Annotated in this window: 13 protein-coding genes; 8 read left to right on the top strand and 5 right to left on the bottom strand. The window is 65.2% G+C overall.

Annotation, left to right across the window (positions count from 1 at the left end; translation table 11 throughout):
• Positions 1-72 precede the first annotated feature (72 nt).
• Entirely contained in the window at positions 73-870 is a 798-nt protein-coding gene (locus tag E2I15_RS02525; RefSeq protein WP_137479931.1) for a rhomboid family intramembrane serine protease, read from the bottom strand.
• Between the two features lie 486 nt (positions 871-1356).
• On the opposite strand from E2I15_RS02525, the gene E2I15_RS02520 reads away from it, so the two are divergent.
• Both E2I15_RS02520 and E2I15_RS02515 read left to right on the top strand, forming a co-directional pair.
• Positions 1357-1911 carry a PAS domain-containing protein gene (locus E2I15_RS02520; RefSeq protein WP_137479932.1) on the top strand — a complete coding sequence of 185 codons (555 nt, stop codon included), beginning with the start codon at positions 1357-1359 and terminating at the stop codon, positions 1909-1911.
• A gap of 128 nt (positions 1912-2039) precedes the next feature.
• The gene (locus tag E2I15_RS02515; protein WP_137479933.1) at positions 2040-3773 is read left to right on the top strand and encodes an adenylate/guanylate cyclase domain-containing protein; all 1734 of its coding nucleotides are present in this window, start codon (positions 2040-2042) and stop codon (positions 3771-3773) included.
• A 23-nt stretch (positions 3774-3796) separates the two neighbouring features.
• Here the strand turns inward: E2I15_RS02515 and E2I15_RS02510 are convergent, their stop codons facing one another.
• On the bottom strand, positions 3797-4183 hold the full coding sequence (locus tag E2I15_RS02510) for an ester cyclase (RefSeq protein ID WP_137479934.1): 387 nt from the start codon (positions 4181-4183) through the stop codon (positions 3797-3799).
• Between the two features lie 258 nt (positions 4184-4441).
• On the opposite strand from E2I15_RS02510, the gene E2I15_RS02505 reads away from it, so the two are divergent.
• From E2I15_RS02505 to E2I15_RS02490, 4 genes are all read left to right on the top strand, one after another.
• The gene (locus tag E2I15_RS02505) at positions 4442-5035 is read left to right on the top strand and encodes a tetratricopeptide repeat protein (protein ID WP_137479935.1); all 594 of its coding nucleotides are present in this window, start codon (positions 4442-4444) and stop codon (positions 5033-5035) included.
• A gap of 201 nt (positions 5036-5236) precedes the next feature.
• Positions 5237-6388: a DJ-1/PfpI family protein gene (locus E2I15_RS02500; protein ID WP_137479936.1), complete on the top strand. Its 1152-nt coding sequence runs from the start codon at positions 5237-5239 to the stop codon at positions 6386-6388.
• 106 nt (positions 6389-6494) lie between these two features.
• On the top strand, positions 6495-8852 hold the full coding sequence (locus tag E2I15_RS02495) for an Orn/Lys/Arg family decarboxylase (protein ID WP_137479937.1): 2358 nt from the start codon (positions 6495-6497) through the stop codon (positions 8850-8852).
• 18 nt (positions 8853-8870) lie between these two features.
• Positions 8871-9431, top strand: coding sequence for a GNAT family N-acetyltransferase (locus E2I15_RS02490; RefSeq protein ID WP_018272300.1), 561 nt, complete (start codon positions 8871-8873; stop codon positions 9429-9431).
• Positions 9432-9733: 302 nt separating this feature from the next.
• On the opposite strand, the gene E2I15_RS02485 is transcribed toward E2I15_RS02490, so the two are convergent.
• Positions 9734-9955 (bottom strand): dodecin, encoded by a 222-nt coding sequence (locus E2I15_RS02485; protein ID WP_026192947.1) that lies wholly within the window; start codon positions 9953-9955, stop codon positions 9734-9736.
• 244 nt (positions 9956-10199) lie between these two features.
• Here E2I15_RS02485 and E2I15_RS02480 point away from each other — a divergent pair, with 244 nt between their 5' ends.
• The gene (locus E2I15_RS02480; RefSeq protein WP_170991601.1) at positions 10200-10781 is read left to right on the top strand and encodes an HdeD family acid-resistance protein; all 582 of its coding nucleotides are present in this window, start codon (positions 10200-10202) and stop codon (positions 10779-10781) included.
• A gap of 133 nt (positions 10782-10914) precedes the next feature.
• Here the strand turns inward: E2I15_RS02480 and E2I15_RS02475 are convergent, their stop codons facing one another.
• Complete coding sequence (locus E2I15_RS02475; protein WP_155262179.1) at positions 10915-11301, bottom strand: COG4315 family predicted lipoprotein; 387 nt, start codon at positions 11299-11301, stop codon at positions 10915-10917.
• 207 nt (positions 11302-11508) lie between these two features.
• Positions 11509-12249, bottom strand: a complete 741-nt coding sequence (locus tag E2I15_RS02470; RefSeq protein ID WP_137479938.1) for a bestrophin-like domain — start codon at positions 12247-12249, stop codon at positions 11509-11511.
• 159 nt (positions 12250-12408) lie between these two features.
• On the opposite strand from E2I15_RS02470, the gene E2I15_RS02465 reads away from it, so the two are divergent.
• Positions 12409-13353: an ornithine cyclodeaminase family protein gene (locus tag E2I15_RS02465; protein ID WP_137479939.1), complete on the top strand. Its 945-nt coding sequence runs from the start codon at positions 12409-12411 to the stop codon at positions 13351-13353.
• Positions 13354-13358: the final 5 nt, after the last annotated feature.

Genomic DNA, 13358 nt, shown 5'->3' with positions numbered 1-13358 from the left:
CGATTTGTCGGCCCGCCTTGTTTCTGCTTCGCAAAGATGATGGAGGAATTCGATCCAGCCCGCAAGCGGCGATCAGACGCGCCCCGACTGATCAACCGACGACGCATCTGCAGCATCGTCCCGCGTGCGCGGCACCGGATCGAACAACGAGAACAACAGCAGTCCGGCAACGAAGCCGCCGATATGCGCCTGCCAGGCGACGCTCGCGCCCTCGCCGCCGAGCGACAGCGAGGTGGCGCCGAACAGGATATTGACGCCGAACCAGATCGCCAGGAAGGCGAGCACCCGTCCGTTGCGCAGCGCCCGCCACAGCGACAGCGCAGGCACCCTGGCCGCCGCCTCGGCATCGCCACGGCTGAACGAGAGGAAGCTGCCCTTCACGAAGGCAAAGCGGATCGCCGCCGCCATCGTCCCCGACACCGAAGCCGACGCTCCGATCATCGGCGCAATCGCGTGCTCATGGGTCAACAGATGCGCGAGCGCGCCGGCGGCCGCCGTCACCGCCATGAAGACGAAGAAACGCAGCGCACCGAAGCGGCGCGCCAGCGCGCTGCCGAACGGCAGCAGCCACAGCACGTTGAAGCCGATATGGGTGAGGTTGGCGTGCAGCAGCGAATAGGTGACGAAGGTCCAGACCTTGGCGCCTTCGCCGCCCGGAAAGGTGATATCGAGCAGCGTCGAATCGTAGCGCTTCGGGATGAAGCCGAAGACGTCGATGGTCCAGTTCTCCAGCTCCGGGGGCAGCAGCACCCTCAGATGGATCACCGCGATCAGGAGGATGTAGGCGGTGAGCGCCGGCGGCAAGGTCAGGATCGGCTCGCGCGGCGCCTCCGGCGGCGGCGCGAGCGGGGATTCGGGATGGGAGTCCAAGGGGTCGGCGACCTCGATGCGGCGGTGGATCAGAGATAGGCGGCTTTCGCCCCCCTGTGCAAGTGCACAATCCCGAAATCGGACACCGGGTGTCGCGCAGCGCGGAATCGGGACAAAAGAAAAGGGAGGGCGCTGAGAACGCCCTCCCTGATCGGCTGGTCTTCTCGTGCCCCGGAGGGATCGGGAGAACATCCCCACCCCTCCCCGCACGGTGACCAAACTGTTTGACGCCACCTGTGTACCAACGGCACCGACGCTTGGGGCAGCCGGCGCGAACGGGAACGCGCGGACCCTACCCGCAGGTTCCACGGGCACCAAGGGCATAGTTAAATTTACGTTAACGACACAAACCTGCCGATAAGCCGGCCAAAGCGCGGCCACGGCATGGACGCTGCACAGCCTTCCCTGCACAAGAGAGAAGGGAAGGCGCCTGAGCAAAACCGGGACAGATGTGTCCCGCTGAGACAGGCGCCGGGCAAGGTTTAGATGAAACACAGCTCGAGCCGCGCGTTCTTCGCCTATTGGAATGCGAAGCGCGGCAACGCACGTGCACCTGAGAGGAGTGAGTTCGAGCCGTCCGCGGTCCGCGACCTCCTGTCCGACATCTTCGTGCTATCCTATGACGGCGAGACCCGCTTTCCGTTCCGCGTCGCCGGCACCCGCACCTCCGCCCTGCTCGGCTGCGATCTCAAGAACCGGAGCTTTTCCGCCCTGTTCACCGGCGAGAGCCGCGGCGAGATCGAAGACATCATCACCTGCGTCGTCGAAGAGACCCTGCCGGCCATCGCCGGCATCACCGCCACGACCGAGGCAGGCGCCAAGGCGCATCTGGAATTGCTGCTGCTGCCCTTCACCGCCCGCGTCCATATGCCGGCGAGCCTCACCGGCCTGCTCGCCCCGTTCGAGGACGACGTCAGCCGGCTGCACGACCTGGTGCTGACCTCGTGGCGTTACCTGCATCCCCAGGAGCGGTTCGTGCCGCGGACCCTGCGCAAGCTCGCCATCGCCCGCGGCCTGATGGTCTACGAAGGCCTGCGCTAGCCGCCGGCGCCCGCCTTGGGACGCGATGGCAGGCGCCGGTCCTTGCACCGCGCCCCGCGGAACTCTATTAGCTGTCTGGCCGCCACGGCGGGGTGGACCCGCTCATTGCAGCTGCGGCCGGGCTGGGCATGTTTCGAAATTCGATCAGGCAGAAGATCGTCGGCATTGCCGCGGGACTCATCATCCTCGCGGTGATCACCTCGCTGCTGTCGATGGTGATGGCGGGCCAGGTCGGCCATCTCCTCGACGAGCTCACCAACCGCTACATCCCCGCCTATGGCCACCTCGCCCGCGTCAACATCCGCGCGCTGGAGCGGTCGCTCGCCATGCGCCGGATGATGATGGCGAAGATGCAGGCGCCGGCCGAGGACTCCGGGTACGAAAGCGCGCGCAAGGCTTTCGAGGAGATCGAGCCCCTGATCAAGCGCGAGGCCGACGCGGCGCGCACGCTGATCGATGCGATCATCGTCGATCCCTCGACGCCATCCGACAACGCCGCGCTCGGACGCCTCGACGACCGCATCGACAATGCCGTCAACGATCTCCTGATGCGGCTGAACGCAGAGAACAAGACGCTGCTCGAGCAAATCGAGGCCAAGGACTTTGCGGCGGCGAAAGCGACCACGCTCCGCGCCGACGGCCTGCGCGACGACTTCAACACCAGGATCGAGGGCATCCGTTCCGACATGCTGGCGCAGGTCGCCTCGGCCGCCGCGAAGGTGATGAGTGCCCAGCAGCGGGCGATCATCATCTCCGGCGTCGTGACCGCGATTGCCGCGATCCTCGGCTTCGTGTTCGCGATGCTGGTCGGCAGCGGCATCACGCGTCCGGTGATGCGCCTGCTCGAAAGCACCCGCGAAGTCGAGGCCGGCCGCCTCGACGGCGCCATCACCATCACGACCCAGGACGAGATCGGCCAGCTGTCGGCCGCCTTCAACCGCATGATCGAGACGCTGCGCCACAACCAGCGCATCCGCGAGACGTTCGGCCGCTACATCAATCCGCGGATCGCCGAGGGCCTGCTCGAACAGCCGGCGATCGCCGCGACCGAAGGACAGCGCCGCGTCATGACGGTGATGTTCTGCGACATGAAGGGCTTCACCAGCCTGAGCGAGGGCGTGACGCCGAGCGGCCTCGTCAAGATCATGAACCTCTATCTGTCGACGATGTCGGCGCCGGTCCATGCGCATCGCGGCATCATCGACAAATATATCGGCGACGCCATCATGGCTTATTGGGGTGCGCCCTTCGTCGAGGAAGCCGAGCAGACCCATCTGGCCGCGCTTGCCGCCATCGACATGATCGGCCAGGTCAACCAGCTGCGCAAGGATCTGCCCGAACTGCTCGGCGTGCGGGTGATCCCGGCCGATTGCGACATCCGGATCGGGATCGCCACCGGCGAGGCCCTGGTCGGCAGCATCGGCTCCGAGTTCATGATGAGCTACACGGTGCTCGGCGACACCGTGAACCTCGCCTCGCGGCTGGAAGGCGCCAACAAGTTTTACGGCAGCCGCAGCCTGATCTCGGATGCAACCGCGGCCGCTTGCGCGGCGACGATCGAGCTCCGCGAGATCGATCGTCTCGTCGTGATGGGGCAAACCCAGCCGGTCGCGGTGTTCGAAATCCTCGGCAAGAAGGACGAACTGACGCCGGCGCAGACAGAATTGCGGCAGCGTTACGCGGACGGTCTCGCCGCCTATCGCGACCGCCGCTGGGATGACGCCGAGCAAGCCTTCGCCGCGGCGCTGGCGGCGGCGCCCGGCGACGGCCCGTCGATCGCCATGAAGGCGCGCGTCGCAGCCTTCAGGCAAGATCCGCCGGCGGCCGATTGGGACGGCGCCTGGCATCTGGAGCGGAAGTAACCGCATCACGCTCAGCTCCGCCGCTACAGCTGGGCCTCGATCGCAGCCTTGTCGATCACCGACCAGACCTGCACGATCTTCCCGTCGCGGAATTCGTAGAACACGTTCTCGGCGAAGGAGACGCGTCTGCCGTCGATAGCGAGGCCCAGAAATCGTCCCTTCGGCGAACAGTCGAACGCCAGCCGGCTCGCGACATGAGACGCATCCGACACCAGCAGTTCGATGTTGAAGCGAAGGTCCGGGATGTCGCGAAAGTCCCGTTCCAGCATCTCGCGATAGCCGGACAATCCGAGCCGCCGGCCGTTGTGGCACACATCCTCGTCAACGAACCGACCGAGTTGCGGCCAGTCCTGGCGATTCAAACAAGCGATGTAGCTCCGGTAGATCTCGGCGAGCTCCGTCTTCATCATCGATCGTCCTTCTTGCCGCGGGTGCAGATGGCCATTGAGCATTTGAGTGCGATTCTAACACCGATGTTAGTTTCGACTCCGATGTCCGATGGCGCCAACAAAACACTCAGCCAGCGTGCACGCGAAAGCGCGACGTCCCGAAGAGACAGTGCGATTGCCGCTTCGGCAAACAATTTCTCGGAACGCGCGGAATGTCTCTCGCGATCGGGAGTTAGTGCTTCAGGCCAATGACTGTCCTTGTCAAATCGGGAGGTGTCCATGATCAAGTCACCGATGATGCTTGCGGCATTTCTGACAGCGCCGATCATTCTGTTCCCACCGCAGACCGCCATCGCGGCTGGCGGAGGTGGCGGCGGCGGTGGTGGTGGCGACCCATACGGGTCGAGCTACGGCACTCCCGCGCCGTCCTATCCCCAGGAGAAGGACAAGAGGACCACGCAGAAGAGAAAGCCCGCCAAGCAGTCCAACTTCGACGATCCGGCATTCCGCGAGGGCTATCGCGCGGCCTATGCGACAATCTACGAACACAACGACTACGCCGCCGCGATCGATCAGTTGCACGCACTCGGCCGCGATGATCGTCCTGATGTCGCGAACCTGATCGGCTATTCCTATCGCAAGCTCGGCGACTACAAGCAATCGCAAGTCTGGTACGAACGTGCGCTCAAGACCGATCCGAACCACGTCCTGACGTGGAACTACTACGGCCTGTGGCAGATCGAACAGGGAAACCGCGACCAGGCGCAGTATCATCTGCAGCGGATCGCCGAGATCTGTGGCACCGACTGCGATGAGTATCGGACGCTGGCGGCGGCACTGGAAAAGCCGCCGGGTACGAACCTCGTCTACTGAGCGCGTCGCGTAGCCCGCGTGGGCGGAGCGGCATGCGGGGAAGCACCGGCCCCGGATGTCGCTGCGGCTCGTCCGGGCTACGCGTTTGAGCCGCGTTGTTGGCATGTCCGTTTTTGCGGGAATTTCGCCGTTTTGGTCGACGTGACCGGCGAGTAGCTTGCGTGCCGGGCGAGGCACGCGGATACGTTGAGATCGATCATCATGACCTGGCGGCTTCTCGCATGGAGCGGCATCACCGTTGCCGCGCTGGTTCCAATCATCGGCGGCATCTGGCTCTTCACCCTGCCCGCCGCATCGGCGTTCCGGGTTCCGCCTCCGATCGCCAAGGCCGAGCAGGATGCAACGCTCGCGGCGCTGAAGCCGCCGAAGCGGGCGCGACCGCTGATCGCGATCCTCGGCATCAACGACATGACCGAGACCACCGACTATCTGATGCCCTACGGCATCCTCAAGCGCGCCGATGTTGCCGATGTCGTCACGCTGGCGACGGGACCCGGTCCGGTCGCGCTGTTCCCGGTGCTGAAGGTCGAGCCCGATGCGACCATCGCCGCATTCGATGCCGCACATCCCGACGGCGCCGACTACGTCATCGTGCCGGCGATGAGCCGCGACGACGATCCCACAGTCATGCAATGGATCCGGCAGCAGGCGGAGAAAGGCGCTGTGATCGTCGCCGTCTGCGCCGGCGCCAAGGTGCTCGCCTCGACCGGCCTGCTCGACGGCAGGCGCGCCACCACGCACTGGTTTTACCTGAAGAACTGGCGCAACAAACATCCCGAGATCCGGTACGTCGCCGACCGCCGCATCGTGGCGGACCACGGCGTCGCGACGACGACGGGGATTTCGGCGTCGATGCCGATGTCGCTAACCCTGATCGAGGCGATCGCCGGCCGCACCAGGGCCGAGGCCGTCGCCCGCGAGATCGGCCTGCCCGGCTGGGACGCGCGGCATGACAGCAACGCCTTCAAGTTCACCCGTCCTTTCGCGCTGACCGCCATCCAGAACACGCTGGCGTTCTGGAACCGGGAACAGCTCGGCCTCGCGCTTGCTCCCGGCGTCGACGAGGTCTCGCTGGCGCTGGTCGCCGACAGCTGGTCGCGCACCTATCGCTCGCACGCCGTGACCTTCGCCGCGACCGGCGACGCCGTGACGACCCGCAACGGCCTGCGCGTCTATCCGCAGGTCGTGGCGTCGGCCTGGTCCGCAGATGGACTGCTGCCCGCGGTCGGAACCGCACCGCCCGCGCAGGCAATCGACCGGGCGCTTGCCGGGATCGAGACACGCTATGGCCGTGGTACGGCGGACTTCGTCGCCATGCAGCTCGAATATCCACGGGCTGACGCCGTGCAGTGAGGGATTGCGTCCCCAACACCGTATTCGATCCTCGATCCACCCCATTGTCATCTGCCTGTCATGAATTGTGCCGACACGTCAGCGCCGGACCAGTTCGGGGACACGCATGGACTATTTCAAACGCTTCAACTTCCTGTTCGCAGCGCCGGTGTTCGAGGCCGACGACCTCGAGGGCATCCGCTTCAATCAGATCATCGCCGAGATCGAGCGCTCCGGCTTCGAGGTGGTTCGCGCCCGCAAGCTGGAGGATGCCGAGATCGCGGTGCAGACCGATGCCGCGATCGGCTGCATGGTGGTCGACTGGGGCAAAAAGGGCCTTGAAGGCAAGACCGCGGCGCTGATCAATCTGATGCGCCGGCGCGGCCTCGACTTCCCGATCATCCTCCTGATCCGCCGCAAGCGGTTCGAGGACCTGCCGGTCGAGGTGCTCGACTTCATCGACGGCTACGTTTTCTTGTCCGAGGAAACCCCGCCCTTCATCGCCAAGAACCTGATCTCCAGGCTGAAGCAATATGCCGAGAACTTGAAGACGCCGTTCTTCGGCGCGCTGGTCGACTATGCCGAGGAAGGCAACCAGCTCTGGACCTGCCCGGGCCATAATGGCGGCGTGTTCTACAGCCGCAGCCCGATCGGGCGGGTGTTCGTCGAACATCTCGGCGAAGCGGTGTTCCGCGACGACCTCGACAATTCGGTGCTCGACCTCGGCGACCTCCTCACCCATGAGGGTCCGGCGCTGCGGGCGCAGAAGGAGGCGGCGAGGATCTTCGGCGCCGAGAAGACCTATTTCGTGCTCAACGGCACCTCAACCTCCAACAAGGTCGCGCTCGGCTCGCTGGTCACCGACGGTGACCTCGTGCTGTTCGACCGCAACAACCACAAGGCCGCGCATCACGGCGCACTGCTGATCGGCGGCGGCATCCCGGTGTACGTGCCGACGGTGCGCAACGCCTGGGGCCTGATCGGACCGATGCGCTGGGACCTGCTCGACGAGGGCACGCTGCGCGATCACATCCGCAAGCATCCGCTGGTGCGGGACGAGAACGCCTGGAGGAAGGAGCGTCCGTTCCGCGTCGCCGTGGTCGAGCAGTGCACCTATGACGGCACCATCCATTCGGCCGAGATGATCCTCAAGCGGATCGGCCATCTCTGCGACTATATCCTGTTCGACGAGGCCTGGGCCGGCTTCATGAAATTCCACCCGATCTATTCCGGCCGCTTCGCCATGGGATTGTCCGATCTCGGCCCCGAGGCGCCCGGCATCATCGCGACCCAATCCACCCACAAGCAGCTCGCGAGCTTCTCGCAGGCCTCGCAGATCCACATCCGCGACCGCCACATCAAGGGCCAGAAGCGCCGCGTCGAACACCGCCGCTTCAACGAAAGCTTCATGCAGCACGCCTCGACCTCGCCGTTCTATCCGATCTTCGCCTCGCTCGATGTCGGCGCGCAGATGATGAAGGGGCGCTCGGGCGAAGTCTTGTGGGACGACACGATCCGGCTCGGCATCGAGCTGCGCAAGAAGATCCGCGCGGTGAAGCGCGAGTTCGAGGAGAAGGAGACGCGCCCCGAGCGGCGCTGGTTCTTCGAGCCGTTCGTGCCGGACCGTGTGAAGATCCCCGACGTCGCGCGCGAGAACGGCGCGCACAATGTCGCCTGGGAAACCATCTCGACCGACCAGCTCGCGACCAATCCGTCCTACTGGCAGCTCAGTCCCGGCGAAACCTGGCACGGCTTCCCCGAGCTGACCGCGGGCTTCGCCATGACCGACCCGAACAAGCTCACATTGCTGACGCCGGGCTTCGATCACGCCACCGGCGCCTACGCCGATCACGGCATCCCCGCGCCGGTGGTGGCGCAATATCTCCGAGAGAACCAGATCGTCGCCGAGAAGAACGACCTCAACTCCCTGCTGTTCCTGCTGACGCCCGGCGTCGAGGCCAGCAAGGCCGGCACGCTGGTGTCGGGGCTGGTCGCCTTCAAGAAGCTGCACGACGACAACGCGCTAATCGAGGACGTCATCCCCGAATTCTTCCGCCGCCGCCCGCAACGCTATAGCGGCGTGCGGCTGCGCGACCTCTGCGGCGACATGCACCGCTTCTTCCGCGACGGCGGCGTCAGCACGCTGCAGGCCAGGCAATTCCTGCCCGAGCACCTGCCCGAGATCGCGATGTCGCCGCGCCAGGCCGCACAATATCTGATCCGCAACGATGTCGACTACCTGCCGATCGACCAGATCTTCAGCCGCGTCGCCGCGACGCCGTTCGTGGTCTACCCGCCCGGCATCGCCACCATCGTGCCCGGCGAGCGGCTGTCGGAACGAAGCAAGCCGATGATCGATTACCTCAAGATGTTCGAGGCGAGCTTCAATGCGTTCCCCGGCTTCGAGGTCGAAGTCCAGGGCATCTACAAGGAGATCGACGACTCCGGCCGCGTCCGCTTCTACACCTATGTCGTGTCCGAATAGGCGAACGGGCGCAACACAATGGAGAATGATCACAAGATCACCGTCCGTCCGTCCCGCGACGGCGACGTCGACGCCATGCTGTCGATCTACCGCCACCACATCCGCCGTGGCGTCGAGGAAAGCGTCGACGACAGCGGCACGCCGGAGCCCGACGATCTGCGCGACCGCCGCAAGAATCTGCGCAACACCCGCCTGCCCCATCTCGTCGCGATCTGTGACGGCGAGGTGGTCGGCTACGCCTATGTCGTACTGTTCCGCAAGCGTCCGGCCTACCGCTACACGGTGAAGCATTCGATCTATGTGCATCACCGCTTCACCGGCCAGCGCGTCGGCGGCCGGCTGCTGCAGGAGTTGATCGATACCTGCGCCGCCGCCGGCTTCCGCCAGATGATCGGCTACATCGACAGCGACAACGCCGCCTCGCTCGCGCTGCACGACCGCTTCGGCTTCGCCCGCGTCGGGCATTTGCCCGGTGTCGCCTATCGCTATGGCCGCTGGTCCGACACGGTGATGGTGCAGCGCTCGCTCGCCGCCGGCGCCACCGCCCCGCCGCCGCCCGCGCCGCTGTCGCGACGGTGATGGGCACGGCACTTCCCATTCGTCGTCCTGGCGAAAGCCAGGGGACCCATAGCCACCGAATTTCAGCGGATGGGATTGTGGCCCAAGCGTCGCGCAACAATTGAGAGTTGGAGCAATGGGTCCTGGCTTTCGCCTGGCTTTCGCCTGGACGAAGATGAGGCGCATTCAAGACATCAAACAACGGTGTCATCGCCCGGAAATGCGGGCGATGACGGCTGTGATGGGGATACGGCTTCGCAGTCTCGCGACATCATTTGCCCGAGCTTTGACAGCCCGTAGGATGGGTCGAGCGCCTGAACGCCCTACTCCAGCGTAAAGCCGACCCGCAGCGCCACTTGATAGTGCCGGATCTTGCCGTCCTCGATATGGCCCCGCGTCTGCACCACCTCGAACCACTTCATTTCCCGGATCGTCTTTGACGCGCGGCTGACGGCGTTCTCGATCGCCGCCTCGATGCTCTTGTCCGATGATCCGACCAGTTCCAGGATTTTGTAGACGTGATCCTTGTCGTGCGTGGCGGGCATATCGACCTCCTCTGTGGATGCGCGATCCGGACCGCTTGCGCTGCGGTTCGGACAGTCCATCGTCCGATGCGGGCCGGCCGTCGTCAAACCGACGAATGCTGCGCGGCAACACACCGGACGAGCTGAATCAACGTGTCGCGGCGCCTTTGGTGCCAGCATGCATTTCGTGCCAGCTGCGCACCTGCCCTTGTCCGTGGCTTGACCTATGGTAGCATGGTTTCATCAAGTATTCGGGAGCGATACGATGTCCACTGCGTCCAGCTCACCCGCCACACCTCCTCACAGCCTCGGATCCGGGCTTTCCAACCTCCGCGCCAAGTGGGGCTGGATCGTTGCCCTCGGCGTGATCTACCTGATCGCAGGCGTGCTCGCCTTCGGCAGCGTCTTCTTCGCCACCGTCGTCAGCGTGCTGTTCGTCGGCGCCATGATGATCGTCGCCGGCGTCGCCGAGATCATCAACGCGTTCCAGTTCAAGACCTGGGGCAAGTTCCTGTTCTGGCTGCTGCTCGGCGCGCTCTATGTCGTCGCCGGCTTCGTCACCTTCGAGAACCCCCTGCTCGCGGCAGCGACGCTAACGCTGTTCCTCGGCGTTGCCCTCGTCGTCTCCGGCATCGTCCGCATCTTCCTCGCCTTCGGCATGAACTCGGAAGCGCCGTGGGGAATGGTTGCGGTCTCCGGCCTGATCACGCTCGTGCTCGGCGCCATGATCCTGGCGCGCTGGCCGGTGTCGAGCCTCTACGTGCTCGGCATTTTCCTCAGCGTCGATCTGATCTGCGCCGGCGTGAGCTGGATCAGCATGGGCATGGCGCTGAAGCGCAGGGCGTGAGGCGCGATCGTCGCCTCAGGCACGATCGAACGGTATGTTAACGTCAGCGTAACCCGCCGCATGTTTTGCGTGCGGAGAGACGGCGGGTTGCGCTTGCGCTAACCCGCCGTGCGCTCAATCCGCCCGCAAGCCCTCAGGGCTGCGCGAGGTGCCAGGCGCCGTTGAGGAAGCCGTCGCCGGTGATGTCGCCGGCCTTCTGGTCCTTGGCGAAGGTATAGAGCGGCTTACCCTTGTAGGCCCACTGCTTGGAGCCGTCGTCACGCGAGATGATGGTGAAGCCGCCTTCGGCCTTGTCGCTGGCGTCCGCCTTCAAGACCGGCCAGTTCGTCGCGCACGGACCGTTGCAGGCCGACTTGCCTTCTGAATCCTTATCGAAGGTGTAGAGCGTCATGCCCTTGGTGTCGGTGAGGACGGAGCCCTTCGCGCTGGTTCCGGTCTTGGTCGGCGGCGCGGCAAAGGCGGTCGAGGCGAGCGCAAGCGACATGGCGGTGGCGAGCGCGAGCGAGATCGATGTCTTCATGATGTCTCCTTTTCGAATGCAAATGGCTTGCATGCGTAAGGACGCCGGAGGGCGCGCGCTATTCCGGTGATCGCGCGTGAAGAATTTTCGGGACGGCGATCAATGCGAGGGGAATAAAGCCGCAGACGCGTACCGATACCGGCAGCCAGCGCTTCTTGTTTGACGCGTTTTCTTCACGCGAACCGGCGCCCGCTTCGCTCGAAAACGCTACCGTTTGATCTCCTCGACCGCGCGGACCAGCGGGCGGTCGGAGAGCTGGATCGGGCCGGAGAACGGCGTGCTCATTTCGAGGATCAGGTAGATCGCGGCCGAGATCAGCGCCGCTGCGGCGACCGTGGTCGAGATCACCACTGCGTTGCGCGGCGCGCGAAAGCCGAGGGTTGCGAACATCAGCGTCAGCCACCCGACCAGGATGCAGATCAGCGGCGACGGAAACGAGCCGTCGGACTGCTCGACAAAGGTCCAGCGCTGCTGCACCGCCTGCCGATAGACCGAGCGCGCGTCGTTCCACAGCGCGACCTTCTGCTCGTCGTCGAACCGCAGCTCGCGCAGGCTGGTGCCGACCTCGTCGAGCAGGCGCTCGGACACCGCGCTTGCCCTGGAGATCGGAACATCCTTGAGCACCTGCTCGACATAGGCGAGCAGCCGCTTGCGCGGCTCGTCGGCGCTCGGGCCGAGCGGTCGCAGGCTGCGGTCGAGCAGGATGAGGTCGGTGGCGAAGACATGCAGATTGCGGTCGACCGCCACATAGGTGTTGGCGGCACTGTTCATCATCAGGCCGAGCAGCAGCGACGGCATGGTGACGAACAGCGTCGCAACCAAGCGTACCGAGGTGTTGGTCTCGTCGCTGCGGTGATGATCGGCGAGCCGGGCATGGATCGCCATGGTCGCAAGCGCGGCGCCGCCGAGCAGGATGAAGATCAGGACGGCGACGATGAATGCAACCACGGCTTGCGAGAACCTGCGAGAGAATCAGGTCCGCAGGATAGCAAGGGACGCCCGGCGGTGCATGTCCGGTTGACTAGCCGTCCCCACGCGCTATCCAGTCCGGACAGGTTTCGGGGACGTCCGGCGAGAGCGCGAGGGGCGCTCCAGGGGAGATAGCACGTGCATATCGTCGACGACAGCGAGGTCAACCGCGTCCTGAGCTTTCCGGTCCTGATCGAGGCGATCGAGGCCGCGCACCGGCGGCCGAAGATCGCGGTGCACGACGGCTATCTCGGCGACGACAAGGGCCAGCAGCTGGTGACGCGCAGCGCGGTCGACGCCGGCCGCTTCATGATGACCAAGCTCTACACCAGCTTTCCCGGCAACCTCGCCCACGGCAAGCTGCCGGCGGTGCAGGCGGTCTGCGTGCTGTTCGACGGCAATGACGGGCGGCCGCTCGCGGTGATGGACGCCGCCGAGATCACCCATTGGAAGACCGCCGCGGATTCCGCCCTCGGCGCAAAGCACCTGGCGCGGCCGGATGCCGAGACGCTGCTGGTGGTCGGCGCCGGCGAGATGGCGCGCTGGCTGGTGCGCGGCCACCGCACCGTGCGGCCGCAGCTGAAGCGGGTGCGGGTCTGGAACCGGACGGTGGAGCGCGCGCGGGAGCTCGCGACGCTGCTGGAAGGCGACGGCATCGCGGCCGAGGCCGTCACCGATCTCGACGCCGCGACACGCGAGGCCGACATCATCACCACCTGCACCCGCTCGCGCGAGCCGCTGGTCAAGGGCGCCAACTTAAGGCCCGGCACCCATCTCGATCTGGTCGGCGGCTTCACCCCGGAGACCCGCGAGTCCGACGACGAGGCGGCGCGCCGTTCGCGCATCTTCGTCGACCGCCGCGAATCCGCCTTCGACGGCGTCGGCGACATTTTGCAGCCGATCAAGAGCGGTGCGATCACCGAGAGCGACGTGCTGGGCGATCACTACGACCTCGCGAGCGGCACCGTCGCCGGCCGGCTGTCGGATAGCGACATCACCTTCTTCAAGAACGCCGGCGGGGGGCATCTGGATCTGATGACCTGCGAGACGGTGTTTGCGCAATTGGGGAAGGAGTTAAGGTGAGCGGC

Origin of the sequence: Bradyrhizobium sp. BR2003, assembly GCF_009720285.1 — a bacterium.
GTDB lineage: Bacteria > Pseudomonadota > Alphaproteobacteria > Rhizobiales > Xanthobacteraceae > Bradyrhizobium > Bradyrhizobium elkanii.
Note: the sequence above shows the minus strand (reverse complement) of the source record. Positions and strands in the feature narration are given on the sequence as shown.

Bases quoted from the DNA above. Each gene is read 5' to 3' on its own strand.
- E2I15_RS02520 (WP_137479932.1), top strand. From the start codon at position 1,357: ATGAAACACAGCTCGAGCCGCGCGTTCTTCGCCTATTGGAATGCGAAG.
- E2I15_RS02515 (WP_137479933.1), top strand. From the start codon at position 2,040: ATGTTTCGAAATTCGATCAGGCAGAAGATCGTCGGCATTGCCGCGGGA.
- E2I15_RS02510 (WP_137479934.1), bottom strand. From the start codon at position 4,183: ATGATGAAGACGGAGCTCGCCGAGATCTACCGGAGCTACATCGCTTGT.
- E2I15_RS02505 (WP_137479935.1), top strand. From the start codon at position 4,442: ATGATCAAGTCACCGATGATGCTTGCGGCATTTCTGACAGCGCCGATC.
- E2I15_RS02500 (WP_137479936.1), top strand. From the start codon at position 5,237: ATGACCTGGCGGCTTCTCGCATGGAGCGGCATCACCGTTGCCGCGCTG.
- E2I15_RS02495 (WP_137479937.1), top strand. From the start codon at position 6,495: ATGGACTATTTCAAACGCTTCAACTTCCTGTTCGCAGCGCCGGTGTTC.
- E2I15_RS02490 (WP_018272300.1), top strand. From the start codon at position 8,871: ATGGAGAATGATCACAAGATCACCGTCCGTCCGTCCCGCGACGGCGAC.
- E2I15_RS02485 (WP_026192947.1), bottom strand. From the start codon at position 9,955: ATGCCCGCCACGCACGACAAGGATCACGTCTACAAAATCCTGGAACTG.
- E2I15_RS02480 (WP_170991601.1), top strand. From the start codon at position 10,200: ATGTCCACTGCGTCCAGCTCACCCGCCACACCTCCTCACAGCCTCGGA.
- E2I15_RS02475 (WP_155262179.1), bottom strand. From the start codon at position 11,301: ATGAAGACATCGATCTCGCTCGCGCTCGCCACCGCCATGTCGCTTGCG.